Here is a 25999-nt window from a genome sequence, read left to right on the forward strand (position 1 = left end):
GTATACTGCGCCCCGCCTCTGCGGGGCGTTTTGTTTAGCCACTGGGTTTTTGTGGCGAGGGAGCTTGCTCCCGTTCCACTGCGCAGCGGTGGCAAACCCTGAAAACGTGATGCAACCGGCACAGCGGGCTTGCAGCCGTTGGGGCGGCCACACTGCCCAGCGGGAGCCAGCTCCCTCGCCACCCGTGCAATCTGCAAGCGCCTTTGTCTGTTCCACCTGCCCGAGAGTCTTTTGTGGCCCATCCTGCCCAACGCCGCTGGTATCCCCTGGTCTTCGCCGTCGCCGCCCTGGTGCTGCTGCCGCTGAGCGTGCTGCTGCTGTCCTGGCAGGTGGTCGATCAGCAGATCTGGTCCCACCTGTGGGACACGCAGATGCCGCGGTTGTTGAGCAACACCCTGACCCTGGTGCTGGGCGTCGGCGTTGGCGTCACGCTGCTGGGCGTCAGCCTGGCCTGGCTCACCAGCCTCTGCGAGTTTCCCGGGCGACGCTGGCTGGACTGGGCGCTGATGCTGCCCTTCGCGATCCCGGCCTATGTGCTGGCCTTTGTCTTTGTCGGCCTGCTGGATTTTTCCGGGCCGGTACAGAGCCTGCTGCGGGAGTGGTTCGGCACCGGCCTGCGCTTTCCCCGGGTGCGCTCCACTGGTGGGGTGATCCTGGTGCTGGTGCTGGTGTTCTACCCCTATGTCTACCTGCTGGCGCGCAACGCCTTCCTGGCCCAGGGCAAGGGCCTGATGGAGGCCGCCCGGGTGCTCGGGCAATCGCCCTGGCAGGCTTTCTGGCGTGTGGCGCTGCCCATGGCGCGGCCCGCCATCGGCGCTGGAGTGGCCTTGGCACTGATGGAAACCCTGGCGGATTTCGGCGCCGTCTCGGTGTTCAACTTCGATACCTTCACCACCGCCATCTACAAGACCTGGTACGGCTTCTTCAGCCTGTCCAGCGCCGCGCAACTGGCCAGCCTGTTGCTGCTGGCGGTGATGCTGGTGCTGTACGGCGAGCGCCGTGCCCGGGGCGCCAGCCGCAGCGCTAACGAGCGGCCCCGGGGCAAGGCCCTGTATCACCTGCACGGAATCAAGGCCGCAGCCGCCACGGCTTGGTGCCTGCTGGTATTCGCCTGCGCCTTCGTGATTCCGCTGCTGCAGCTGCTGGCCTGGTTCTGGCAGCGCGGGCGTTTGGATCTGGACGAGCGCTACGCCGGGCTGATTCTGCATACCCTGTACCTGGGTGGCATGGCGGCGCTGATCACCGTCAGCGTGGCCCTGCTGCTGGCGTTCGCCCGGCGCCTGGCGCCGACCCGGGGCATTCGCGCCGGGGTCAGCCTGGCCAACCTGGGCTATGCCTTGCCCGGCTCGGTGCTGGCGGTGTCGATCATGCTGGCGTTCAGCTACCTGGACCGGGAACTGGTGATCCCGTTGTCCGGCTGGTTGGGCGGGGCCGGCAAGCCGCTGTTGCTGGGTAGCCTGTCGGCCTTGCTGCTGGCCTACCTGGTGCGCTTTATTGCCGTGGCCTACGGGCCTCTGGAAAACAGCCTGGAGCGGATTCGCCCGTCCCTGCCCGAAGCGGCCCGCAGCCTGGGGGTGGGTGGCCCGCGACTGTTTTTCAAAGTGTATCTGCCGTTGTTGCTGCCCGGGACCCTGAGCGCAGCCCTGCTGGTATTTGTCGATGTGCTCAAGGAAATGCCCGCCACCCTGCTGATGCGCCCGTTCGGCTGGGACACGCTGGCGGTGCGGATCTTCGAGATGACCAGCGAAGGGGAGTGGGCGCGGGCCTCGTTGCCGGCACTGACGCTGGTGCTGGTGGGCCTGCTGCCGGTGATCGGCCTGATCCGTCGTTCGGCGCAACGAATCGGTTAGGTGCCAGCCTGCCACCTTGCAGCTACAATGCGCGGCATTCGGTGCGGCCGGTTCTCTGGCCGGGACGCTGAAAGCGGCTGCAAGCCATCTATTTCAAGGCTTTCACCCTGGCAGCGCCAGTTCGCACCCTCGCCACGCCCGGAAGGAGAAACCCATGGGACAGCGTACGCCTCTGTATGACCTGCATCTCGCCCTCGGCGCGAAAATGGTCGATTTTGGCGGTTGGGACATGCCCTTGCATTACGGTTCGCAGGTCGAGGAACACCATCAGGTGCGACGTGATTGCGGAGTGTTCGATGTATCCCACATGACCGTGATCGATGTCAGCGGCGTCCAGGCCAAGGCTTGGCTGCAGCAGTTGCTGGCCAACGATGTGGAGCGTTTGCAGCGCCCCGGTCAGGTGCTGTACAGCACCATGCTCAATGAACGTGGCGGCATCGTCGACGATATGCTGGTCTACCGCCTCGAAGACGCCTATCGCCTGGTGGTCAACGCCGCCACCCGGGAGCAGGACCTGGCCTGGATGCAGGCGCAACTGGGGGATTTCCAGGTGCAACTGCACGAGCGTCCGGAGATGGCCATGCTGGCGATCCAGGGGCCCCAGGCCCGGCACAAGATCGCCGAGCTGGTGAGCCAGTCTCGCGGCACCCTGATCCAGCAACTCAAGCCGTTCGAAGCCGGCAGCGATGGCGACTGGTTTATCGCCCGTACCGGCTACACCGGCGAGGATGGCCTGGAGATCTTCCTGCCCGCCGCTCAGGCCCCGGCCTTTTTCAACGACCTGGTCGGGGCGGGGATCTCGCCCATCGGCCTGGGCGCCCGGGACACCTTGCGCCTGGAGGCCGGGATGAACCTCTACGGCCAGGACATTCACCAGGACGTTTCGCCACTGGCGGCGAACATGGCCTGGAGCATCGCCTGGGAACCGGCTTCGCGCCGATTCATTGGCCGCACCGCCCTGGAGGCCGAGCGGGCAGCAGGGGTGAAGCAGAAACTGGTGGGCCTGGTGCTGGAAGAGCGCGGGGTTTTGCGCGCCCATCAGGTGGTGCGTATCGCCGATGTTGGCGAAGGTGAGATCACCAGTGGTAGTTTCTCCCCTACGCTGAGTAAATCGATCGCGCTGGCGCGGGTGCCGATGGCCACCGCCGACCGAGCCGAAGTGGAAATCCGTGGCAAGTGGTATCCGGTGCGAGTGGTCAAGCCGACCTTCGTGCGCCATGGCAAAACCTTGATCTAACTTTCTGCAGCCGGCACTGCGCCGCTGACATTACTTCCTGAGGACACAGAACATGAGCGATATCCCTGCCGACCTGCGTTTTGCCGAAAGCCACGAATGGGCCCGTCTGGAAGCCGACGGCAGTGTCACCGTGGGTATTAGCGACCACGCCCAGCAAGCCCTGGGCGATGTGGTATTCGTCGAGCTGACCGAAGTCGGCAATGTGTTTGGCGCAGGGGACCAGGCCGGTGTGGTGGAGTCGGTAAAAGCCGCTTCCGACATCTATGCCCCGGTGGCCGGCGAAGTGATCGCGGTCAACGAGGAACTGAGCGCCAACCCCGAGCTGCTCAACAGCGAGCCCTACGACGCCTGGATCTTCAAGCTCAAGCCAAGCAACCCGGCCGACCTGGACAAGCTGCTGGACGCCGCCGGCTACAAGGCCGCCATCGGCGAATAAGCCGTTCTCGCCAGCAAGCCGCTCCTGTTGCGGGAGCAAGCTTGCTGGCGAAGGCCGTCAAGCCTGTAACACCTCTTTCACCGCAGCCACTGCGCGCTCCACATCGGCCTTGTTCATCGCGGTGAACATCGGCAACGAGACGATCAGCCGACCGACTCGCTCCGCCACCTTGAACATCCCCTCCTTGAAGCCGCGCTCGCGGTACAGGCTGAGCAAATGAATCGGCGGGTAGTGATAGCCGATGCCGATCCCTCGTTCCTGCATCTGCTCCATAAAGGTGGCGCGGGCCGGCTTGCCATCGGCGCGTTCCGGCAGCACCAGCTGGAACAGGTGCCAGTTGCTGTTGTTGAAGTCTGCCGGCGGCAGCTGGGCGCCGTAGCGGGCTTCGAAATCGCTGCCGAAGCATTCGAAGTAGTGCTTGGCCAGTTCACGACGGTGGGCGGTGATCGCCTCGATATGGGCAAATTGCCCCAGGCCGATGGCGGCCGCCACGTCGGTCATATTGAACTTGCCACCCAGCACATCCACATCCAGGCCGTCGAAGCCGTTGCGGGTCACGCCCTGCAGGCGGTACTTCTCGGCCAGGCGCACTTCCTCCGGGGTGTTGAGCACCAGGCAGCCACCCTCGGATGAGGTGACGTTCTTGTTGGCCTGGAAGCTGAATGACACGAAATCGCCGCCAGCCCCGATGCGCTGGCCATCCCAGCTGGAGCCCAGGGCCTGGGCGGCGTCCTCCACCACCCGCAGGTTGTGCTTCTTGGCCAGGGCGTAGAGGCGGCTCATGTCCACCGGCAGGCCGGCCAGGAACACCGGGATGATGGCCTTGGTGCGCGGGGTAATGGCGGCCTCGACCTGAGCCAGGTCGATATTGCGGGTGATCGGGTCGATGTCGGCGAATACCGGCGTTGCGCCTACTTCGAGAATCACGTTGGCGGTGGCGACCCAGGAAATCGGCGTGGTGATCACTTCATCCCCGGGGCCGATGCCGGCGATACGCAGGGCGATCTCCATGGTGCAGGTGCCGGAGTTGAAGGTACGCACCGGGCGCCCGCCGAAGTACTCCGAGAGCTGGGCTTCGAAGGCCTGGACCTTGGGGCCGCTGGTGATCCAGCCCGAACGCAGCACCTCGCCGACGGCGGCGATGGTGGATTCATCGATGGTGGGTTTGGAGAACGGCAGGAAAGGCAGTTGGCTCATGACGATGGGACACCCGATAGAAGCGGACGATAAGAGCAAGGTTGAAGCACACCGGGCAGGTGCGCCGACGCCGAGCATGATGGTCCCGATTGCTGCGCGACGCCAGGGCGTCGACCTGAAGAATCGACTGCTATGCTGCTTGGCACCCTGTTGCATCGACGCTGAGCGCCGTTTATCGGAGAGAGCCTGTCATGTCCCGGTCGCCATCTTTGAGCCAGCTACGTGAGCCCAACGCCTTTCTCAACCGGCACCTGGGGCCCGACGCCGAGGAGCAGCAGGCGATGCTCGCCAGCCTCGGCCTGGGCAGCCGGGTCGAGCTGATCGAGCAGACGGTGCCGCCGGGCATTCGCCTCAACCGGGCCCTGGAGCTGCCCGCAGCCCTGGATGAGCAGGCGGCCTTGGCCAAGCTCAAGGGTTATGCCGCGCAGAACCAGATCTATACCAGCCTGATCGGCATGGGCTACCACGGCACCCTGACGCCGCCGGTGATCCTGCGCAATGTGCTGGAGAACCCCGGCTGGTACACCGCCTACACCCCCTATCAACCGGAAATCGCCCAGGGCCGGCTCGAAGCCCTGCTGAATTTCCAGCAGATGACCATCGACCTCACCGGCCTCGACCTGGCCAACGCCTCGTTGCTGGACGAAGCCACCGCCGCGGCCGAGGCCATGGCCCTGGCCAAGCGCGTGGCCAAGTCCAGAAGCAACCTGTTCTTCGTCGACGAGCACTGCCATCCGCAGACCATTTCCGTGGTGCGCACCCGAGCCGAAGGTTTCGGTTTCGAGCTGATAGTCGATGCGGTGGAGAACCTGCCCGCGCATCAGGTGTTCGGCGCGCTGTTGCAGTACCCGGATACCCACGGCGAGATCCGCGACCTGCGGCCGTTGATCGACCAGTTGCATGCCCAGCAGGCCCTGGCTTGCGTGGCCAGCGACCTGCTCAGCCTGCTGTTGCTGACCCCACCCGGTGAGCTGGGGGCCGATGTGGTGCTGGGCTCGTCCCAGCGTTTTGGCGTGCCCATGGGTTACGGCGGGCCGCATGCGGCGTTCTTCGCCTGCCGCGAAGAGTACAAGCGGGCCATGCCCGGGCGCATCATCGGTGTATCCCGGGATGCCCGCGGGCAGGTCGCCCTGCGCATGGCCCTGCAAACCCGCGAGCAGCATATTCGCCGGGAGAAGGCCAACTCCAACATCTGCACCGCCCAGGTGCTGCTGGCCAATATCGCCAGTTTTTATGCGGTCTACCATGGCCCCGCGGGGCTCAAGCGCATCGCCCAGCGGGTACACCGGCTGACCTGCATCCTCGCCGCCGGGCTTGAGCGCCATGGCATCACCCGGATCAACCGGCACTTCTTCGACACCCTGACCCTGGAAGTGGGCGGCAGCCAGACCGCGATCATCGACAGCGCCAGGGCCTTGCAGATCAACCTGCGGATTCTCGGTCGCGGCCAGCTGGGCCTGAGCCTGGACGAGACCTGCGATGAAACCACCGTGGCCCGGCTGCTGGATGTGTTCCTCGGCGCCGACCATGGCCTGGACGTTGCCGAACTGGATGCCGAGGAGCTGGAGTCGGGCCTGCCCGAAGCCCTGTTGCGCCGCAGCCGCTACCTGACCCACCCGGTGTTCAGCGCCCACCACAGCGAAACCCGGATGCTGCGCTACCTCAAGCAGCTGGAAAACAAGGACCTGGCGCTCAACCAGTCGATGATCCCCTTGGGCTCCTGCACCATGAAGCTCAATGCCAGCAGCGAGATGATTCCCATCACCTGGCCGGAATTCGCCAACCTGCACCCCTTCGCACCGCGGGAGCAAGCGGCCGGCTACAGCTTGATGATCACCGAGCTGGAGCATTGGCTGTGCGCCATCACCGGTTTCGATGCCATCTGCATGCAGCCCAACTCCGGGGCCCAGGGCGAGTACGCCGGGCTGCTGGCGATCCGCCGTTACCACGAGAGTCGAAGCCAGGGGCAACGGCATATCTGCCTGATCCCGGCGTCGGCCCATGGCACCAACCCGGCCTCGGCACAGATGGCTGGGATGCAGGTGGTGATAGTCGACTGCGACGAGGCCGGCAACGTCGACCTGCAAGACCTCAAGGACAAGGCCGAGGCCGCCGGCGAGCAGCTGTCCTGCCTGATGGCCACCTATCCTTCGACCCATGGCGTGTATGAAGAGGGCATCAGCCAGATCTGCGAGGTTATCCACAGCCACGGCGGCCAGGTGTATATGGACGGCGCCAACCTCAATGCCCAGGTAGGGTTGGCCCGGCCGGCGGATATCGGCGCCGACGTGTCCCACATGAACCTGCACAAGACCTTCTGCATTCCCCACGGCGGCGGCGGGCCGGGCATGGGGCCCATCGGCGTGCGGGCGCACCTGGCGCCCTTTGTCGCCAACCACCCGGTGGTGCCGCTGGACGGGCCCTTGGCGCAGAACGACGCGGTGAGTGCGGCGCCCTGGGGCAGCGCCAGCATCTTGCCCATCAGCTGGATGTACATCGCCATGATGGGCCCGCAACTGGCCGATGCCAGCGAGGTGGCGATCCTTGCCGCCAACTACCTGGCCGAGCAATTGGGCGGTGCCTTCCCGGTGCTCTACAGCGGGCGCAATGGCCGGGTGGCCCACGAATGCATCCTCGATCTGCGGCCGCTCAAGGCCCTGACCGGCATCACCGAGGAGGACGTGGCCAAGCGCCTGATGGACTACGGTTTCCACGCGCCGACCATGTCTTTTCCGGTGCCGGGGACCTTGATGGTGGAGCCCACCGAGAGCGAGTCCAAGGCCGAGCTCGATCGTTTTGTCGAGGCCATGCTGAGCATTCGCGCGGAGATCGCCCAGGTGCAGGAGGGCAACTGGCCGGCCGAGGACAATCCGCTCAAGGGCGCGCCCCATACCCTGGCGGATATCAGCGGGGTCTGGGAGCGTTCCTACAGCATCGCCCAGGCGGTGCAGCCCAGTGCCCACACCCGGGCCCACAAGTACTGGCCTGCGGTGAACCGGGTGGACAACGTCTACGGCGATCGCAACCTCTTCTGTGCCTGCGTACCGCTGGAGGATTACCGCTGAGCGGCCTCAGTACTGGTGGCGCTTGCCGTTGACGCGGCTACCCACGGCACTGTGCGGGCGTTGCTGGGCGTTGAGCGGGTAGAGGTGCAGCAGCTCCTCCTCGATCACCTGGTTGCTCAGGCCCAGCTCCAGTTCCGGGCAATCCAGGTCGAGCCAGTCGCCGTGCTGCAATTGCACATCGCTTTCGCGGCGGCTGGCGCTGTGGAACACATAGTGGACCATGCCCGGTTGCAAGAACTGCTCATGCTGTTCGAGGAAGGCCTGGGAATACTTGCGGATCGCCCACCAGTTCTGCAGGTCCAGGTGATAGCCGAGGTAGGACAGCTGGGCGCCCTGGCGCTCGACCCGGACATTCAGCGTCAGGCTGTTCTGCAGTTCGCCGAGGATCAGTGCCGGGGTGATGGCGCACTGGCGCAGGCGCGATTGCGCGCTGGAGCTGGCGTCCTGGCGGCTCAGCAGTGGGTCGTGGATACCCTGGCCCAGGCTGAAACCGACAAAGCGCAGCTGGCTGAAGTGATCCACCAGGTACACGCAGACCACACCGGGCTGGCTGGCGATGCTCAGGGCGTGATACGGAATCATCAGCGCCTCGCCATCGGTCTTCAGCAGGCTGCCGTTACCCTTGTAGAACCAGCCCTGGCGGGTATGCGGGGTGTTCAGGCTGACCTCGCTGACCTGGGTCAGCAGGTTGTCGCTGGGCTTGAGCGGTGGGCGCAGTGGCCCTTCCTGGCGCCCGGCGGGTGGCAGTTGCGGATGGGCCGGCAGGCCACGCAGGTGTTCGCCGAAGCCCAGGTGGCGGCGGGCGCAGAACTGCAGGGTCTCGTACAGCCCGCCGTGTTCGGAGAGGGCGCGCAGGCTCTGGCCGTTGTGCAAGTCGAACAGCCCGATGGCGCGCTGCTCCTTGTGGCAGACATCCAGCAACAGCAGGTAATCGTCCATGGTTCTCTAATCCTTCAGAGGCAGGGAGGCGGGGAGTATGGGAAGTGCTTCGAGGTCTCGCGTCCGGCGAGTCTCGAGGGCATTTTCCTTGAGTACGAATGACAGCAGCAGGCCCAGCAGGCTGCCGCTCAGTGCCACGTAGAGAATCGACGGCAGGCCGAAGTGGCTGGCGGCGAACCCGGCCACGGCCGGCGACAGCCCGCCACCGAGGATCTCGCCGAAACCCACGACTATGCCGGTGGCGGTCGGCAGCAGGGCCGGGGTTACCGACTCGCTGGTCAGCGGGCCGACCGTCATGCAGATCAGGCTGAAGTTGAAGAACGACAGCAGGAACAGCAACAGGAACAGCAGCCAGGGAATGGCCGGGCTGACGATCAGCAAGCCCACCAGGGTGCTGCTGGTCATGAAACACACCGACACCACCGGCTTGCGCCCGAGGCGGTCGGACATGCCGGGAATGATCAGCTGGCCGATGAAACCGCCCAGGCCAATGGCCGAGATGACGAAGGCCATGGACAGGGTGTCCAGGTGCATATAGTCGGTCAGGTAGCTGGGCAGCATGGCGCAGAGCACGAACTGGCAGGTGAGGATGCAGAACATGATGAGAATGTTCAGGCTCACGTTGCCGCTCTTGAACGCCGCCAGCCAGCGCTCCCTGGCCGTGCCGACAGGACGCTCGGCGGGGTTGGCCGGCAGCGGTCGGTAGACTTTCCACAAGTAACCGGCCAGCAGCAGGCCGGGCAGGGAAATGATCGCGAAGACCGCCCGCCAGGAGCCGGACAGCTCCAGCAGGTAGGCAGCAATCAACGGCCCCAGGCACAAGCCGAGAATCGGGAACAGGGCCTGCTGGATGCCCAGGTTCAGCCCGCGTCGGTCGGGGCGCGAGACTTCGTCGGTGACGATAATGCTGGTGGGGGTGAAGGCGCCTTCGCAGATGCCCATCAGCCCGCGCAAGATAATCAGCCCCAGCACGCCGGTGGCCAGCGCGGAGAAGCCGGAAAGCAGCGACAGGATGGCGATCGAGGCCACCAGTACGCGGCGGGTGCCCAGGCGGTCGATCACGCTGCCCATGCCCAAGGCCGACAGCCCCCAGGTGAAGGCCAGCGCGGCGGACAGGTTGCCCAGGTCCTGATAATCCAGTTGCAGGTCGTGCATGATCACCGGGAACAACGGCAGGATGATGAAGCGATCCAGCCCCACCAGCCCGAAACTCAGTGACAGCAACAGCACCATGGTTCTTTCGTAGCGGCTGTTGGCCGCCGTGCTTGGCATTGCAGTGTTCATCGCTCAGCTTCCTTGGCAAACCATGAACCCGGCGCACTGCGCCGAAAGGGTCCGCCCCGAGGTGGCCTTGTCGCCTGGCAACCTCGGAGTGGACAGACGCGGGGATCACATCAAGCGGTCCACTCGCCCACCGCCATTTCTGCGGTGAAGCCCGGGCCGAAGGCTGCCAGCAGGCCGACATCGCCACGGTTGAGGTTGGAGTCGAACTGACGCTTGAGCACGTCGAACACCACCACGCTGGCGATGTTGCCGGCTTCCGACAGGCTGCTGCGCGATTGCGAGACGCGGTTGGTCGCCAGGTCCAGGTGCTTGACCAGCTCGTCGAGGATCTTGCGCCCGCCGGTGTGGAAGATGAAGAAGTCGTTGTGCGCGCAGTTCTGTTCGAAACTGTCGTAGTTGAGCTTCTCCATGACCGGCGCCACGTCCTTGATGGAGTTCATCACCGCCTTGTCGAGGGTGAAGTGGAAGCCGGTGTCCTTTACGTCGTACTTGATGTAGTGCTCGCTCTTGGGCAGGAAGAACGACTCGGTCTTCTTGATCTTGAAGCCGCCGGCCTGATCGTCGGCGCGCAGCACGCAAGCCGAAACCGCATCACCGAACAGCGCCGCGGAAATGAAGGCGTGCAGCTTGGTGTCGTCCGGCTGGTAGCACAGCGAGGAGAACTCCAGGGACACGATCAGCACATGGTTGCGTGCATCGAGCTGGGCAAAATCGTTGGCCCGGTTGATTGCCGCGGCACCGGCCACGCAGCCCAGCTGGGCAATCGGCAGCTGCACGGTGGAGGTCGGCAGGGCCAAGTCGTTGATCAGGTGCGCGGTCAGCGACGGCATCATGAAACCGGTGCAGGAAGTGACGATCACCATGCGGATATCGCTGATCTGCAGGCCGGCATTCTCGATCGCCTGGCGCGCTGCGGCCGACGACATCTGCCGGGCTTCACGCTCGTAGACGATGCTGCGGTGGGTGAAGCCGGTGTGCACCGCCAGTTCGTCGATCGGCAGTACCAGGTGCCGCTCGTTGACCTCGGTGTTGGCGATCATGCGCTTGGCCAGGGCCATGCGCGGATGATCGGCGTGCAGGTTTTCCAGGTGATCAACCATTTGCTGTTGGGTGATCTTGTGTTGCGGAAACATTACGTGTGGAAGGCAAAGAGTAGACATGATGGGTCCTTGGCTATAAGTAGGCCAATAATTAAGTGGTGGGGTTAGTCCCCGTTAAATAGGCAAAGGAATCTCTAGGTCCTAAAGGAAATCAGGGCCTTAAGGCAACTTACGGACGTAAGGCTGCCGTTGATGCAACTTTTAAGTTGGATTTTATTTTAATGGCTAACTTCAAGGTGCCTTTAAGCAAGGCACCTTGAACAACAACTTATAAATCCAGTACGAACTTGTAGGCGTATTGCCAGGCCAAGTTGCTTTCACGGACATGCTTGCGCACTACCATGCGCACCGGCGCGCCCACTTTCAGGTGCTGCGGATCGCAGACATCGACAATTTCCGAAGCGATCACCAGGCCGTCATCCAGGCGCACCATAGCCATGATGCGCGGCACGGTCTCGCCATAACCCATGGCCGCCAGGATCGGGTTCTCGGCATGGGCCATGACTTCAATCTTGCCGCTGCGCTTGCAGCGGTAAGGCTTCACGCTCAGGGAGTTGCAAGCGCCGCAGACGGTACGCCGGGGGAAGAAGATCTCGTTGCATTCTTCGCACTGGCTGCCTTCGAGGCGGTATTTGCCGCCATGCTCGCGCCATTCACGGAGCATGCTGGCGGTGGTCATTCTGTGGATCTGTTCTGGGTACATGGACATGGTCCGGGCTCCTTAGTCGTTCGAGAGGACAATTACCGAGTTGTGCGCCGCGTAACCGCCAAGGTTCTGCGACACGCCGATGCGTGCGCCCTTGACCTGGTTGTCGGCTTCACCCCTCAGTTGCCGGAACAGTTCGGTGATATGCAGGATGCCGTCGCAGCCGGAAGCGTGGCCACGGCCGATGTTGCCGCCGTCGGTGTTCAACGGCAGTTGGCCATCCAGGGCGATACCGCCTTCGAGCACGAAGTCACCGGCCTGGCCCTTGCCGCAAATGCCCATGGATTCCATCTGGATCAGCCCGGCGCCGAGCAGGTCGTAGACCTGTGCCACGTCGATGTCCTTGGCGGTGATCCCGGCTTTCTTGTAGGCAATTTCCGCACAGGCGATGGAGTTGGCCGAGACAGCCATGCCCACATCCTTGGGCAGGCCCGGATGATGCAGGGTGGGGTTGTGGAAGCGTGTGCCGAAGTAGTGGGAAACCCCGGTGTAGGCAGCGCCGCGGATAAACACCGGCTTGTCGGTGTACTTGTGGGCCAAGTGCTCGGCCACCAGGATCGCGCAGCCACTGGCTTCACCCCAGGCCAGCATGGAACCGCAGGCTTCACTGTTCTTCAGCGCTTCCAGGGAGGGAATCGGCTGGCCGTAGCGGGTGGCGTTCGGCGTGTTCTGCGCATAGATGCGCATTTGCCGGCCGAAAGTGGCCAGCACATCGGCCTCGCGACCGGCGTAGCCGAACTTCTGGAAGTATTCGGCGGTGGCCAGGGCGAAGGCATCGGTGTGGGAGATGCCGAGGAAGTAGTCGTACTCACATTCAGTACTGGAGCCGATGTATTCGGCGTAGTTGAAGTGGTCGGTCATCTTCTCGAAACCACCGCACAGGACGATGTCGTACTCTCCGGAAGCCACCATCTGATGGCCCATCTGGAAAGATACCGAGCTGCTGGTGCAGTTGGCGGTGCTCATGAAGGTTGGCGCCGGGCTGATGCCCAGGGCGTCGGAAATGGTCGGGCCCAGGCCGCCATATTCGGAGATGCCTTCACCGTGATAACCGTAGGCCACGCCCTGGATTTCCCGGGGGTGCATCTTGGCATCCTTGATGGCCTTGTAGGCCGACTCGACGATCATTTCCTTGAACGTCTGCCGAACTCGTGAACTACCGGGCTTCGGCGTATAGGCGGCCGAAACTATTGCAACACGACGTGCGCACATGTACATGCTCCTTGCGTAGACAGGCGTAATCAGAGATAGGCGGTCAGGGCGTAGTCAGCCCGCAGGTACTTGAACTCGTACTTGATGGACGTGCCGTAATCGACATAAGTCTTGGCTTCGAGCAGTTCGCGCAACGGCTTGTTGTGCTTCTGATACTGCACGATGGCATCGGTGACGGTCAGGGCGATGGCGTCGCTGCCGGCGCCGAAACCGTAGGACACCAGAAGAATCTTCTGACCCGGGCGAGCCTGGTCCAGCACACTGATCAGCCCCAGCAACGGACTGGCCGCACCGGCGTCACCGACACTGCCGGCGTAGATGCTCGGTTCGATCTGCTTGGCGTTGAAGCCCAGGTGCTTGCCCAGGGAGTAGGGCGTGGAAACCAGGTTTTGCTGGAACACTACATAGTCGTAGTCGGCGGCGCTGGTATGCAGCTTGGCCATCAGGCCTTCGGCGGCGCGGCGGGTCTGGTCTTCCAGGCCGATGCTGTTCTTGTCCGAGCCCAGGCCCATGCCGGAACGGATATAGCGGTCGCCCTGGGGGCGGATGTTGTCGGCGATATCGGCGGCACAGGAGAAGCTGCCGTCGAATTCGGCGATGACATTTTCCGTGCCGATCAACAGCGCAGCGGCCCCGGCTCCGGCGTAGGACTCGGTCAGGTCACCCGGTGCGGTGTTGCGGTTAATGGTGTCGGCGCCGATGGCCAGGGCGCTGCCGGTCATGCCGGAAGCCACCAGGGCCTGGCAGATCTGCAGGGCGGAAGTGCCGGACTTGCCGGAGAACTGCACGTCGGCGCAGTAGGCGTCGTAACCGCTGCCGAGCATTTCCAGGATGATCGAGGCCGAGGCCCGCGAGTCGTAGGGGTTGGTGCAGGTGCCCAGGTACAGGGCCTCGAGTTCATGAGCCGGCGCTTTATCCAGGGCCCGTTGCGCGGCCAGTACGCCGAGAGTGATGACATCTTCATCCGGCTGCAGCACCGCTCTTTCAGTCACGCCGAGGTTTTCCTCGACCAGCTTCAGATCGGTGTTTTTCCAGACATTGATGGTTTCCTGCACTTTGAGGCGGCATACCGGAATACCCGCGCCATAGCTGACTATGCCTACTTTTTTCACGTTCATTTTCCTCTTGATTCCATTCTTTTCAGAAAACTGGGTCGTGCCTGCTCTGAAGCACCCTTGAAACATACGGAAACTCTTTTGCAGCCCTTACCGCTTCGGCACAGCGCAAACCCGCGGGCCAGAGGGGTACAGCGGGACGCTCCCAATAGGAGGAAACCTGCTTGAAAGCTGTTTTTCTTCACCTCACCATGCTATGATACGGAACGTTTCGTTTAATAATAATTCAAGGCACTTTGATCTTCGTCAGGGCAAAGGGCATCGACCTCAAATCCGAGGAACCCTATGTTCTAAAGCCTTATCAGCTAGGCCTTAACGAGATACAAAAAAACTAGATGGAACGATATTAAGAAGATCGTGCTTCTATCAGAAATGAAACGAAACGGACCGTTTCATTCCGATTTGTGGGAATCCTATACCCTGCGTTACGTTTGTCAAGCGCCCTGTCTGGAGATTTTTATTGTGGCTCGAACCCCATCTCGCAGCTCCATCGGCTCTTTGCGAAGTCCTCATACTCATAAAGCCATCCTCAGTTCCACCATCGAAATCCTTAAGGAATGTGGTTATTCCGGGCTCAGTATCGAATCTGTCGCCCGTCGTGCGGGAGCCAGCAAACCGACTATCTACCGTTGGTGGTCGAACAAGGCGGCATTGATCGCGGAAGTTTACGAAAACGAGAGCGAACAGGTCAGAAAGTCGCCTGATCTTGGCTCTTTCAAGGCCGATCTCGACTTTTTGCTGCACAATCTCTGGAAAGTCTGGCGCGAAACCATTTGTGGTGAAGCCTTTCGCTGCGTCATAGCTGAAGCGCAATTGGATCCAGCAACATTGACCCAGCTCAAGGATCAGTTCATGGAACGCCGAAGGGAGTTGCCGAGAAAACTGGTGGAAAACGCCATCAGCAATGGCGAACTGCCCAAGGACACCAACCGTGAACTGCTGCTCGATATGATCTTCGGCTTTTGCTGGTATCGGTTGCTGACTGAACAGTTGAATGCGGAACAGGACATCGAGGAGTTCACTGCTTTGCTGATCAACGGTGTTTGCCCTGCAGCCCAACGTTGATTGATTCAGCTTGCGAAGCCCGCGAATTTCGCGGGCTTCGGGGTTTTTGCTTCAGATTGCGGCGCTGCCGAACTCCCGATACAGGTCTGGCAGAAAGCTGGCCAGGTGATTGAACTCGCACATGTCGTGCACGGCGAATTCATAGGCCAGGGTTTCCAGCTCGGTTTCACCCAGGCCCGTTTCCTTGAGCAGCGCCGCGGCTTTTTCTGCCCCCGGAAAGCGGGCCATTGAAGGGTGCGAGCCGACCCAGTAACGGCTGGTCAGGTACATGCCGCCAGGCACTTCCTTGAACAGATGCACCATCAGTGACACGGGTACCTGCGGATGATCGGCCAGGCTCATCAGGGCGCTGACGCTGCCGTCGATTTTCGCTTCACGGTACAGATCGGGGTTCAGGCCGAGGCTGGCCGGTTCCTGGAAGTCGATATGCAAGTGCATCAGGCGGTCGCCGACATACTCCGATGCGCAGAAAGTGTTGCCGTACAACCGCTCTTCGAAACTCAGGGATTCATCACACAGGCGCTGATGGTTCACGCAGGGGTTGCTGACATGGGCATAGGGAAACCACAGGGTGTAGCGCTCGGCTTCCGCCGGGTGCCACATGAACCACCACTTGAACATCTGCGCGGTGCAGCCGGGGAAGAACTTGCGGCTTTGCACGTAGGCCATGGGGCCCGGCAGCAGGGCGTAGCCGGACTCTTCGCTGACGAAGTCCGGGTCGAGCAGGCGATTGATGTCCTCGACGCTGGGTGTCAGGGTGTCCTTGAGGTCCATGGGGCCTTGCTGGATCTTGCGGACGGCGGCCAGCGGCACTTTCATCTCCGAACGGAAATACTTGGCGTAGGGCTTGTTCTTGACTGCGGCCTGGTTGCGCAGGAAGAGCTTCTGCATGGGTAACGAGAAGTAGGTGAAGGGGGTCATGACGCGCGCTTCCATGCTGATATCCTCTGGCTTGATCGACGGTATTGGCCATTTCTCTGGGGGCCCGGCTCCGGGTTGAGGGAGAAACTGGCGCTTTGTATCTAAGCAGTCCATAACTAAAAGTCAAATTTGAATTTAAATTAATGAGAGAACCTATGGTCGTTCCCGTTTCCCCGCAGACAGTCGTGGCCCGCGCGCCACGTCAGGATGGTCAGGCGACTCGCCAGCAGATTCTGGAAACGGCCGGCCAGCTTTTCGCCGAGCTGGGGTATGCCAACACCACCAGCAAGCAGATCTGCGAGAGCTCCAGGGCCAACAACGCCTCGGTCAACTACCACTTCGAGAACAAGGACGGCCTGTACCGGGCGGTGCTGCACGAGGCCCACGATCGCCTGGTGAGGATCGAGACCATGATCAGCCTGAGCGAAAGCCCCGCCAGCCCCGAGGACAAGCTGCGGGCGATCATCACTGTACTGATCGGAGGGCTGGGCAATCAGCGCGAGGGCTGGGCGCTGAAAGTGCTGACCCGCGAGCTGCTGTCGCCATCCTCGGTGCTGCCGGAGGTGCTCGAGGAGCAGGCCTTTCCCAAGGCGAAGATAGTGCGCGAGATCCTCGGCCAGATCATGCAGTTGCCGCCGGACGATCCGGCCACCTTGCGCAGCGCGGTCAGCGTGTTTGCGCCTTGCCTGTTTCTGCTGATCGCCCATGAGCCGCTGGCGCGCAACGTGCTGCCGGGCCTGGAACTCGACCCGCCGGCGCTGATCGAGCACATGATGAATTACGCCCGGGCCGGCCTGCAGGCGGTTTCCGGGGCCGCCAAGGCGCTCTAGAGTGCCTTGCGGGCAAAAAAACGCCGACCCTGAGGTCGGCGTTGGCTGTCGTCCCTTCCCTGGTACGGCGCTTATTCTTCAGCCACGGCGTTTTTCGCCAGGATGGCGTTGGCCAGCTCCATATCGGTGGCCTTGAGGCCAGGATTGTCGGCGCGAACCTTCTGCATCGCGGCTTCCAGGTAAGGGCCACGGATGCTGCCTTCGCTGGCCACGAAGCTGCCGGCGTCGTCCTGGGCAGCGACGATCAGCTTGTGGTCCTTGAAGGTCAGGTAGGTGGAGCCGGTGGTGGCACCGGAGGAAATGACGTTACGCCAGAAGGTGTCGGCCATTGCCGAACCAACGGGAAGAGACAGCAGGGCAAGGGTGGCGACAGCTATTTTCAGACGCATGATGGGTGACTCCAACGAGGGGGAACTGCACCTTTTGATTCTAGATAACCCCTGGTAGTTCCGTGACCGCTCAGTCGAGGTTTTCGACCAGCAGAACCGCGCCCTCCTGGCCCACCACCCTTACCCGGGCGCCCACCGGTGCGTCGGCGCCCTTGGCGATCCACACCCCATCGGCAACCTTGATCCGCCCGCGGCCGTTGACGATCGCCTGCTGCACCACGAAGGTCTTGCCGATCAGTTCCTGGCCCCGCAGGTTGAGGTTCGGCTGCTCGCTGGAGCGCACCACAGTGCGCTGGCGGCGCCACCAGTAGAGCGCGGTGAGTACCGACAGCAGGCCGAACAGGAAGAACTGCACTTCCCACCCCAGGCCGGGTATCAGGAAGCTCAGGACGCCCACGGCCGCAGCGGCCAGGCCGATCCACAGCAGGTAGCCGCCGGCGCCGAACACTTCGAGAATCAGCAGCACGGTGCCCAGCGCCAGCCAGTCCCAGAACGATATGCCTTGCACAAAAGCCAACATGGAGAGCGCCTCAGGCCTTCTTGCCGTCGAACGTGGCTTTGACTATCTCGCCGATGCCGCCTACGGCGCCTATGACCTGGCTGGCCTCCAGAGGCATCAGGATCACCTTGCTGTTGTTGGCCGACGCCAGCTTGGCCAGGGCGTCGACGTATTTCTGCGCCACGAAGTAGTTGATCGCCTGGACGTTGCCGCTGGCGATCGCCTCGGACACCACCTGGGTGGCGCGGGCTTCGGCCTCGGCCTGGCGTTCCCGGGCCTCGGCTTCGAGGAAGGCCGCCTGGCGCTCGCCCTCGGCTTCGAGGATCTGTGCCTGTTTCTTGCCCTCGGCGGTGAGAATGGCCGCCGCCCGCAGGCCCTCGGCCTCGAGGATCTGCGCGCGCTTGACCCGCTCGGCCTTCATCTGCCCGGACATGGCGGCCATCAGGTCGGTGGGCGGGCTGATGTCCTTGATTTCGATCCGGGTGATCTTGATGCCCCAGGGTGCGGTGGCCTCGTCGACGGTTTTCAGCAGTTTCTCGTTGATTGCATCACGCTGGCTGAGCATCGCGTCCAGCTCCATGGAACCGAGCACGGTGCGGATATTGGTCTGCAACAGGTTACGGATGGCGTGCTCGAGATTGTTCACCTCATAGGCGGCCTGGGCGGCGTTGACCACCTGGAAGAAGCACACGGCGTCGATCTGCACCGTGGCGTTGTCGGCGGTGATGACCTCCTGGGGCGGAATGTCCAGCACGCTTTCCATGACGTTGATCTTGCGCCCGATGCGGTCCATCACCGGAATGATGATATTGAGCCCCGGCTTGAGGGTGTTGGTGTAGCGGCCGAAACGCTCCACGGTCCACTGGAACCCCTGGGGCACGACCTTGAAACCCATGAACACCAGGGCCACCGCCAGGCCGACGAAAAGAAACAGCACGCTGCCAGTCTGCATTACGTTCACCTGCTCGAATATTGATCAATCGTCTTGGGGTATGGAGCCTTCATAACTGGAAGCGCGTGACCGAGGTCTGCAGGGTGGCCACGGAGCTTTCCATCTGTTCCACGGTCTGGGTCAGCTCGCGCATGGCCTGGCTATTGCGCCGCGCCACCTGGCTGATCATTTCCACCCGCTGCGCCACTTCGCCACTGGCCTTGGACTGCTCGCCGATGGTGTGGGAGATCTCCCCCACCATCAGCGCCGAACGCTGGGCGCCCTGGCGAATCTCGTTGATCGACGTGCCTGCTTGCTGGGCCATGTGCACCCCGTCATTGACCCGGCTGACCCCGGTTTGCATGCTGCTCACCGCCTGTTCGGTGGTTTCCCGAATGCGTTCGATCATGCCGGTGATCTCTCGGGTGGAGTGCGCCGTGCGTGCCGCCAGGTTACGCACCTCATCGGCGACCACGGCGAACCCACGCCCGGCCTCGCCGGCCCGGGCCGCTTCGATGGCGGCATTCAGGGCCAGCAGGTTGGTCTGCTCGGCGATGCCGTTGATTACCTGGATGATCGAATGGATCTCCTCCGAGGACTGGCCCAGGGCGGTGATGCTCTGGGACGACTGGTTCACCGCTTCGGCAATATGGCTCATGCCGTCCACGACTCCGAGAATCACCTGGCCGCCGCTGCCGGCCAGGGACTCGGACTGGGCGGCAATACCCTGGGCATTGCGTGCATGCTCGGCGACCTGGGCGATATTGCTGATCATCTGCTCCATGGCGGCGGCCATGTTGGTGGCGCCGTCGGCCTGTTCGGTGGCGCCATCGGCAATGCTCAGCGAGGTATCGCTGAGGCTGTGGGAGCGACCGCGCAACTCCTCGCTCTCATGGCGAATGGTGGTGATCATCTGCCGCAGGTTTTCCTGCATCTCGCCCAGGGCCTGCTGCAACTGCCCGGCTTCGTCCCGGCTGTCGACACTGATGGGGGTGGTCAGGTTGCCCTGGGCGATGGCCCGCGCGGTGGACACGGATTTCTCCAGCGGCTTGAGCACCCGGTTGAGCAACTGGCGGGTCAGCAGGCCCAGGGCCAGGGCGGCGATCAGGCTGCCGCCGAGCAGCCACCAGGTGGCCTGCTTGACCGCATGCTCTCCGCGTTCGCGGGTTTGCGCGGTGCTGCTTTCGATCAGGCTGCTGAGGGCAGTATTGCGAGTTTCCACCTCGCTGAAACGCTGGGAGAACTCGGGCATCTGCAGGCGCGCGGCCTGAGGGTCCTTGAGGGCCTGCTCGGCAATGCTTTGCGCGGCCTGGATGTACTTTTCCAGCACCGGCTGCAATTCGCCGATGGCGGCGCGGATTTCCGGCGCCAGGGGCAGCCGGGCGTTTTCCGCCAGGGCCTTGCGGAACCAGTCGCCGTGCTCGCGCAGGCTGTTGCGCACCTCTTCTGCGGTGCTGGCGTTACCCTCGCTGCTCAGGGCTTCGAGCACATCGGCCCGCAGGGCGTCGTGCATCATGTCGGCTTCCAGGTGATTGCGCAGGGCGCTGGCATTCAGTTCGTTGTCCCCCAGCGCCTTGGCCAGACGCGACTGGCCCCACAGGCCAAGGCCGGCCACCAGGGCAATGGCCAGCAGGCTGATAACCCCGCTGGTGATCAGATTGTGACGAATATTCATGCCCGGCTCCCTGCTCGTTGCGGCGGTGGTTAGAGCGTAGTTCAGCGCGCGTGGTTCGCCTTTGGCGAGCTATTGATGTTCGTTATGGGGGATTACCCGCAGCACTTCCTCGAGGCTGGTCAGGCCCTGCGCGACCTTGTGCGCCGCGGCCTGGCGCAGGTTGCGCATGCCGTCCTCGCAGGCCTGGCGGCGCAGGCTGGCGAGGTCGAGGTCGGCCTGGATCAGGGCCTTGAGCCGGGCATTCAGCGGCATGATTTCGTAGACTCCGGTGCGCCCGTGATAACCGCTGCCCCGGCACTCCGTGCAGCCCACGGCGCGCTGGCTGAGCGTCGGCGGTGGCCATGGCTGGGGTTGGACCAGGCTGTGCCAGGCGTCCGCGGCCAGTTCGGCGGGCGCCTTGCAGTGCGGGCACAAGACCCGCACCAGGCGCTGGGCCATGACCCCGATCAGCGTGGCCCTGATCAAGTAGTGCGGCACGCCCAGTTCCAGCAGCCGGCTGATGGCTCCGGGGGCGTCGCTGGTGTGCAGGGTGGACAGCACCAGGTGCCCGGTCAGCGCTGCCTGGATGGCGATGCTGGCGGTTTCCAGGTCGCGGATCTCGCCGATCATGATGATGTCCGGGTCTTGGCGCAGCAGCGCCCGCACGCCACTGGAGAAATCCAGGTCGATATTGTGCTGGACCTGCATCTGGTTGAACGCCGGTTCGATCATCTCGATCGGGTCTTCGATGGTGCACAGGTTGACCTCGGAAGAAGCCAGTTGCTTGAGAGTGGCGTAGAGGGTGCTGGTCTTGCCTGAACCGGTGGGGCCGGTCACCAGGATCATGCCGTGGGCCTGGGCGCTCATGGCCTGCCAGCGGTCCAGGTCTTCGGCGCAGAACCCCAGCTGGTCGAAGCTCTTGCCCAGAACCTGGGGGTCGAAGAGGCGCATCACCAGTTTCTCGCCGAAGGCCGTGGGCAGGGTCGAGAGCCGCAGTTCCACCTCGTCGCCCGCGGGGGTACGGGTTCTGACCCGGCCGTCCTGGGGTTTGCGTTTTTCCGCGATGTTCATCCGTCCCAGGCCCTTGAGGCGGCTGACGATGGCCAGGGTCACCTGGGGCGGGAACTGATAGGCGTGGTGCAGCACGCCGTCGATGCGCAAGCGCAGGCTGCCGTGTTCATGGCGCGGCTCGAGATGAATATCGCTGGCCCGTTGCTGGAAGGCGTACTGCAACAGCCAGTCGACGATATTCACCACATGGGCGTCGTCCGTGGCGTCGGCCCCGAACTTCGGCGTCGCCTCGACAGTGTCCGGGCTGCTGGCCTGCTGCTGGCTGGCGCCGCTGACCGAGCGGGCCAGGCGATAGAACTCCTGGGTCAGGCGGGCGATTTCCTGCGGGTTGGCCACCACCCGGCGGATCGGGCGTTTGAGCACTCGGGCCAGGTCCGTCTCCCAGCTGCGCACATAAGGCTGGGCGCTGGCCACGGTCAGGCCTTGGGCATCCAGCGCCAAGGCGAGGATGCGGTGCCTGCGGGCAAAGGCATGGGACATCAGCGGGGTGACCCGGACGACGTCGATCCGCAGTGGGTCGATGCGCATATAGGGCTGGCCGGCTTGCCGGGCCAGCCAGGCGCTGAGCTGTTCCAGGTCCAGCTGTTTTCCTGGCTGCTGCAGGTCGGGCAGGTTCAGGCTGGCGATCAGTTCCAGCGGATGCTGGCTGTTGTCGGTCCCGTATTGGCGGGCGGTGATTGCCTGATCGGCGGCTTCCTGGCTGATACAGCCCTGGGCCAGCAACTGATCCAGCAATTCGCCCAGTTGCAGCCAACGGTCCGGGAAATTCTGCACTGCGCTCATGGGGCTTCCTTGGTCGGGATCCAGGGTCCTGATCACCCATCGCCAAGGATAGTCGCGCCGGGCCTGAGGGCTGGCGGCCAAGGATTGCGAGGTTTTACCGAGCTCAGCTAGCGGCTTGCAGGTGCGACGGCTGTGCCCGTTGCAACTGCACCGAAGCGACGCTGATCAGGTTGCGCAGCTTGTCGCCGATCACCCGGGCCCGGTGCCAGCTCAGACCGTCGAGTTGCATGTCGATATGCAACATGGCGTCTTCCTGGACCACCGTGACGCGCTGCGGCACCAGGAACTGCAGGGCGAAATGGTTGAGCACTCGGCACAGGACATCGGCCTCGGCTTCGGCCGTGACCTGGTAATGCACGGGGCAGTGGCTGTTGTCGACATGCCAGACATCGGCGCGGGGGGCAGGGCTGTGGTCGAGAGGGGGCATGGCGGTCTCCAGGTCAGTGGAGAAATTTTTGCATTAGATTGCGGGCATTTCTTATCTAAGATGCAGCGTATTGCAATAAATACGAATTGAACGATTCTGAATTGTGTTTTTTGGGGGATTGATTATGCAAAGCGAGCTGGATGTCTACGATCGGCGGATTCTTGCCCTGCTGCAGGAGGATGCGGCGCTTTCCAGCGCACAGATCGCCGAGCGGGTAGGGCTCTCCCAGTCGCCGTGCTGGCGGCGGATTCAGCGCTTGAAGGATGAGGGGGTGATTCGTGGTCAGGTGACCCTGCTTGACCGCAAGAAGATTGGCCTCAACACGCAGATCTTCGCTGAGGTCAAGCTCAACGCCCACGGGCGCTCCAACTTCACCGAATTCACCGAGGCGATCCGCGAGTTTCCGGAGGTGCTGGAGTGTTATGTGCTGATGGGGGCGGTGGACTTTCTGTTGCGCATCGTCACCGCCGATATCGAGGCCTATGAACGCTTCTTCTTCGAGAAGCTGTCCAATGTGCCGGGCATCCAGGAGGTGAACTCGATCGTCGCCCTTTCGGAGATCAAGTCCACCACCAGTCTGCCGCTGGCGCGCTGAGAGGAATTACAGGCGCAGCAGGGTTTTCCAGGCGCGGTTCTGGAACACCGCGATGGCTTGCTGCTTGCGCGCGTCCAGCACTTCGTCGCTGATCGGCTCGTTGGCCAGTTGCACCAGTTTGTTCAGTTCGCCGTAAAGACGGTCCAGCTCCGGGATTTCCAGCACGTTACGGGCATGGTGCAGCCAGGCCTGGATGCGCTCGATACGCGGCAGCTGCTCGGCCAGGTCTTCGGGTTGCTGCTGGTAGCGCGGCAATTGCAGGGAAGAGGCTTCCTCGGCCAGCAGGCGCGGTAGCCAGCTGGCCAGTTGTGCGGCGCCCTGACGGTTACCGCGGGTGTTGCGCTCGGCGCTCCAGGCGCGGGCCAGCAGCCAGCGCGAAGTGTTCAGGGAGAACAGGCCCCAGCGTACGTCCTGCAGCTCTTCGAGGAATTGCTCCGGTGCGGCCTTGCGCACGTCTTCATCGTCGAGGCCGGCTTGCACCAGTGGCCGCCAGTCTTCCAGCAGGGCATCCAGGGCGCTGCGCAGCTCGGCGCTGGACTGGCGCGGCGCGGCCTGGCCCAGGCTGCTGGTCAGGGCTCGCAGTTCGGCGAGGTTGTCCACCCAGTCCTGCAGCAGGCGCCAGTGGCCATTGAAGCGATACTGCTCGGCCAGGCGCTGGCTGCTGCCCAGCAGATGCCAGGCCAGGGCGGCGAAGGCGTCATCCAGGGGCGTTTCGGCGCTCAGTTGTGGCGCGGGCAGGCTCAGCGAGTAGCTGCCGGCATCAAACAGGCGATAGCCGCGTTCGGCCTTGCTGATATCGCAGGGCATCAGCGGCAGGGTCAGGGCCAGTTCCGCCGCCAGTTCCAGCAGGGCGGCCGGCTCGCCTTCACGCAGTTCTAGTTCCAGTTCGCAGATTTCTTCCTTGTGCTTGCCGGCAATCACCTGGCCCAGGTCCAGGGCGGCCTCGATCACCACCTTGGCCTTGCCACGACCCCAGGCGATTTCCGCACGCTCGCGGACAAAGTCGGTGGTGAACAGCGGCTTGAGGCTCTTCTTGTCCAGCTCGGCCAGGGCTTCGGGCCAGCAGTCGCCTTCGAGCTTCTTCAGGTCGAGCTTGGCCTTGGCCAGTTGCCAGTCGTATTCGTTGCGTTCGGACAGGCCGGCGACGCTCTGACCGCTGGTCTTCAGGGTCTGGATCACCACGTCGCCGTCGCGGCGCAGGCGCAGGGCGACCTTGGCCCGGGCCAGGTCGCGCTCCGGGGTGTCGAAGTACTGGTTCATCAGTTCACGGCGTTCCCAGCCACTTTTGTTGCGTTTTTTCAGCAGCGGGTGCTCGCGCAGGGCGGCGAGGGTTTCGCGGCTGACGCGGAGTTTGATTTCGGTTTCTTTCTGCATGGCCGGAAAATCCAGGATCGGGAGTGCAGCCGCAGGAGATGTTGGCTGCCAAGGCCGTGCAGTGTACAGGACCCGGCGCCCGGAGGCGCCACGGCGGTTCCTTCCTCTGGCGAGATGCCTCTATGATGAGCTCCACCTTGGAACTCCCGGAGCCCGCTCATGCCATTGCCGTCCATGAAGCAGCAGTTCGCCGCACTGATCGCCACGCCTTCGGTGAGCTGCACCCAAGCGGCGCTGGACCAGTCCAACCGTGCAGTCATCGACCTGTTGGCCGGCTGGCTGGGCGATCTCGGGTTCGCTTGCGATATCCAGCAGGTCAGCCTCGGCAAATTCAACCTGCTGGCCAGTTTCGGCAGTGGGCCCGGCGGCCTGGTGCTGGCTGGACACAGCGATACCGTGCCCTACGACAGCGCGCTGTGGCAGACCGATCCGTTGCAACTGACCGAGGTCGACGGCCGCTGGGTGGGCCTGGGCAGTTGCGATATGAAGGGCTTTTTCGCCCTGATCATCGAGGCGGTGCGGCCCTTGCTGGACCAGCCCTTCAAGCAGCCGCTGCTGGTGCTTGCCACCTGCGATGAGGAAAGCTCCATGGCCGGGGCGCGAGCCCTGGCCGAGGCCGGGCGACCCCTGGGGCGCGCGGCGGTGATCGGCGAGCCCACGGGCCTCAAGCCGATTCGCCTGCACAAGGGGGTGATGATGGAGCGCATCGATATTCTCGGCCGCAGCGGCCACTCCTCGGACCCGAGCCTGGGCCGCAGTGCTCTGGAGGCGATGCACGACGCCATAGGCGAGCTGCGCGGGCTGCGCCTGGCGTGGCAGCGGGAGTTTCGCAATCCGCAGTTCAGCGTGCCGCAGCCAACCCTGAACTTCGGCTGCATCCATGGTGGCGACAATCCCAACCGTATTTGTGGCCAGTGTTCCCTGGAGTTCGACCTGCGGCCCCTGCCGGGCATGGACCCGCAGGCCCTGCGCGATGCCATTGCCCAGAAGCTGCGGCCGATTGCCGAGCGCCACGAGGTGCAGATCGACTATGCGCCGCTGTTTCCTGCCGTGCCGCCGTTCGAGCAGCCCGAGGATGCCGAGTTGGTCCGGGTGGCGGAGCGCCTGACCGGACATCGCGCCGAAGCAGTAGCCTTTGGCACCGAAGCACCTTATCTTCAGCGCCTTGGCTGCGAGACCCTGGTGCTCGGCCCCGGGGATATCGCCTGTGCCCACCAGCCGGGGGAATACCTGGAAATGTCACGCTTGCAGCCTACCGTGCATCTACTACGGGAATTGATTGAACATTACTGCCTGACGCCGGCCCAATTTCAGTAAAT

The 25999-nt window shown here is 63.3% G+C and carries 23 protein-coding genes and 1 pseudogene; 8 read left to right on the forward strand and 16 right to left on the reverse strand.

From position 1 onward, the window contains the following. The first annotated feature begins 233 nt into the window (after window positions 1-233). The 3 genes from J4P02_RS04005 (at window position 234) to gcvH (ending at window position 3523) form a co-directional block, all read left to right on the forward strand. Complete coding sequence (locus tag J4P02_RS04005; protein WP_426187995.1) at window positions 234-1850, forward strand: ABC transporter permease; 1617 nt, start codon at window positions 234-236, stop codon at window positions 1848-1850. A 154-nt stretch (window positions 1851-2004) separates the two neighbouring features. Continuing rightward, a complete protein-coding gene (gene gcvT / locus J4P02_RS04010) occupies window positions 2005-3087 on the forward strand; it encodes a glycine cleavage system aminomethyltransferase GcvT (protein WP_426187997.1) in 1083 nt (360 codons plus the stop codon). A gap of 52 nt (window positions 3088-3139) precedes the next feature. Then, complete coding sequence (gene gcvH, locus J4P02_RS04015; protein ID WP_426187999.1) at window positions 3140-3523, forward strand: glycine cleavage system protein GcvH; 384 nt, start codon at window positions 3140-3142, stop codon at window positions 3521-3523. Window positions 3524-3580: 57 nt separating this feature from the next. On the opposite strand, the gene J4P02_RS04020 is transcribed toward gcvH, so the two are convergent. Then, on the reverse strand, window positions 3581-4720 hold the full coding sequence (locus tag J4P02_RS04020) for a DegT/DnrJ/EryC1/StrS family aminotransferase (RefSeq protein WP_426188001.1): 1140 nt from the start codon (window positions 4718-4720) through the stop codon (window positions 3581-3583). A 191-nt stretch (window positions 4721-4911) separates the two neighbouring features. Here J4P02_RS04020 and gcvP point away from each other — a divergent pair, with 191 nt between their 5' ends. Then, window positions 4912-7785, forward strand: a complete 2874-nt coding sequence (gene gcvP / locus J4P02_RS04025; protein ID WP_426188003.1) for an aminomethyl-transferring glycine dehydrogenase — start codon at window positions 4912-4914, stop codon at window positions 7783-7785. A 6-nt stretch (window positions 7786-7791) separates the two neighbouring features. On the opposite strand, the gene J4P02_RS04030 is transcribed toward gcvP, so the two are convergent. From J4P02_RS04030 to J4P02_RS04055, 6 genes are all read right to left on the reverse strand, one after another. Continuing rightward, window positions 7792-8724, reverse strand: a complete 933-nt coding sequence (locus tag J4P02_RS04030) for a fumarylacetoacetate hydrolase (protein ID WP_426188005.1) — start codon at window positions 8722-8724, stop codon at window positions 7792-7794. A gap of 6 nt (window positions 8725-8730) precedes the next feature. Then, on the reverse strand, window positions 8731-10008 hold the full coding sequence (locus J4P02_RS04035; RefSeq protein ID WP_426188007.1) for an MFS transporter: 1278 nt from the start codon (window positions 10006-10008) through the stop codon (window positions 8731-8733). Window positions 10009-10118: 110 nt separating this feature from the next. Next, window positions 10119-11168 carry a type III polyketide synthase gene (locus tag J4P02_RS04040; RefSeq protein WP_426188009.1) on the reverse strand — a complete coding sequence of 350 codons (1050 nt, stop codon included), beginning with the start codon at window positions 11166-11168 and terminating at the stop codon, window positions 10119-10121. 208 nt (window positions 11169-11376) lie between these two features. Then, complete coding sequence (locus J4P02_RS04045) at window positions 11377-11817, reverse strand: Zn-ribbon domain-containing OB-fold protein (RefSeq protein WP_426188011.1); 441 nt, start codon at window positions 11815-11817, stop codon at window positions 11377-11379. 12 nt (window positions 11818-11829) lie between these two features. Next, window positions 11830-13026, reverse strand: a complete 1197-nt coding sequence (locus tag J4P02_RS04050; RefSeq protein WP_426188013.1) for a thiolase family protein — start codon at window positions 13024-13026, stop codon at window positions 11830-11832. A gap of 29 nt (window positions 13027-13055) precedes the next feature. Then, complete coding sequence (locus J4P02_RS04055; RefSeq protein WP_426188015.1) at window positions 13056-14144, reverse strand: hydroxymethylglutaryl-CoA synthase; 1089 nt, start codon at window positions 14142-14144, stop codon at window positions 13056-13058. 459 nt (window positions 14145-14603) lie between these two features. Between J4P02_RS04055 and J4P02_RS04060 the strand changes: the two genes are divergently transcribed. Continuing rightward, on the forward strand, window positions 14604-15206 hold the full coding sequence (locus J4P02_RS04060) for a TetR/AcrR family transcriptional regulator (protein ID WP_426188017.1): 603 nt from the start codon (window positions 14604-14606) through the stop codon (window positions 15204-15206). Window positions 15207-15257: 51 nt separating this feature from the next. On the opposite strand, the gene phlG is transcribed toward J4P02_RS04060, so the two are convergent. Beyond that, window positions 15258-16142: a 2,4-diacetylphloroglucinol hydrolase gene (gene phlG, locus J4P02_RS04065; RefSeq protein WP_426188019.1), complete on the reverse strand. Its 885-nt coding sequence runs from the start codon at window positions 16140-16142 to the stop codon at window positions 15258-15260. Between the two features lie 140 nt (window positions 16143-16282). Between phlG and J4P02_RS04070 the strand changes: the two genes are divergently transcribed. Further along, the gene (locus J4P02_RS04070; RefSeq protein ID WP_426188021.1) at window positions 16283-16957 is read left to right on the forward strand and encodes a TetR/AcrR family transcriptional regulator; all 675 of its coding nucleotides are present in this window, start codon (window positions 16283-16285) and stop codon (window positions 16955-16957) included. A gap of 71 nt (window positions 16958-17028) precedes the next feature. On the opposite strand, the gene J4P02_RS04075 is transcribed toward J4P02_RS04070, so the two are convergent. The 7 genes and pseudogenes from J4P02_RS04075 to J4P02_RS04105 form a co-directional block, all read right to left on the reverse strand. Then, window positions 17029-17346 (reverse strand): DUF2388 domain-containing protein, encoded by a 318-nt coding sequence (locus tag J4P02_RS04075; RefSeq protein ID WP_426188023.1) that lies wholly within the window; start codon window positions 17344-17346, stop codon window positions 17029-17031. 70 nt (window positions 17347-17416) lie between these two features. After that, a complete protein-coding gene (locus tag J4P02_RS04080; protein ID WP_426188025.1) occupies window positions 17417-17866 on the reverse strand; it encodes an NfeD family protein in 450 nt (149 codons plus the stop codon). A 10-nt stretch (window positions 17867-17876) separates the two neighbouring features. Beyond that, window positions 17877-18797: an SPFH domain-containing protein gene (locus J4P02_RS04085; protein WP_426188027.1), complete on the reverse strand. Its 921-nt coding sequence runs from the start codon at window positions 18795-18797 to the stop codon at window positions 17877-17879. Between the two features lie 49 nt (window positions 18798-18846). Beyond that, entirely contained in the window at window positions 18847-19710 is an 864-nt protein-coding gene (locus J4P02_RS04090) for a methyl-accepting chemotaxis protein (protein WP_426188615.1), read from the reverse strand. Then, a pseudogene (locus J4P02_RS04095) lies at window positions 19702-20451 on the reverse strand (HAMP domain-containing protein); the annotation flags it as partial. The gene J4P02_RS04090 and the pseudogene J4P02_RS04095, both read right to left, overlap by 9 nt. A gap of 69 nt (window positions 20452-20520) precedes the next feature. Next, a complete protein-coding gene (locus tag J4P02_RS04100; protein WP_426188029.1) occupies window positions 20521-22284 on the reverse strand; it encodes a GspE/PulE family protein in 1764 nt (587 codons plus the stop codon). Between the two features lie 103 nt (window positions 22285-22387). Next, on the reverse strand, window positions 22388-22711 hold the full coding sequence (locus J4P02_RS04105) for a hypothetical protein (RefSeq protein WP_426188031.1): 324 nt from the start codon (window positions 22709-22711) through the stop codon (window positions 22388-22390). A gap of 124 nt (window positions 22712-22835) precedes the next feature. Between J4P02_RS04105 and J4P02_RS04110 the strand changes: the two genes are divergently transcribed. After that, window positions 22836-23306 (forward strand): Lrp/AsnC family transcriptional regulator, encoded by a 471-nt coding sequence (locus J4P02_RS04110; protein ID WP_426188033.1) that lies wholly within the window; start codon window positions 22836-22838, stop codon window positions 23304-23306. A 6-nt stretch (window positions 23307-23312) separates the two neighbouring features. Here J4P02_RS04110 and J4P02_RS04115 read toward each other — a convergent pair whose 3' ends face one another. After that, on the reverse strand, window positions 23313-24680 hold the full coding sequence (locus J4P02_RS04115) for an inorganic triphosphatase (RefSeq protein ID WP_426188035.1): 1368 nt from the start codon (window positions 24678-24680) through the stop codon (window positions 23313-23315). A gap of 159 nt (window positions 24681-24839) precedes the next feature. Here J4P02_RS04115 and argE point away from each other — a divergent pair, with 159 nt between their 5' ends. After that, on the forward strand, window positions 24840-25997 hold the full coding sequence (argE, locus tag J4P02_RS04120) for an acetylornithine deacetylase (protein ID WP_426188037.1): 1158 nt from the start codon (window positions 24840-24842) through the stop codon (window positions 25995-25997). Window positions 25998-25999: the final 2 nt, after the last annotated feature.

The organism is Pseudomonas sp. NFXW11 (assembly GCF_049887815.1).
In the GTDB taxonomy this organism is placed as follows: Bacteria; Pseudomonadota; Gammaproteobacteria; order Pseudomonadales; family Pseudomonadaceae; genus Aquipseudomonas.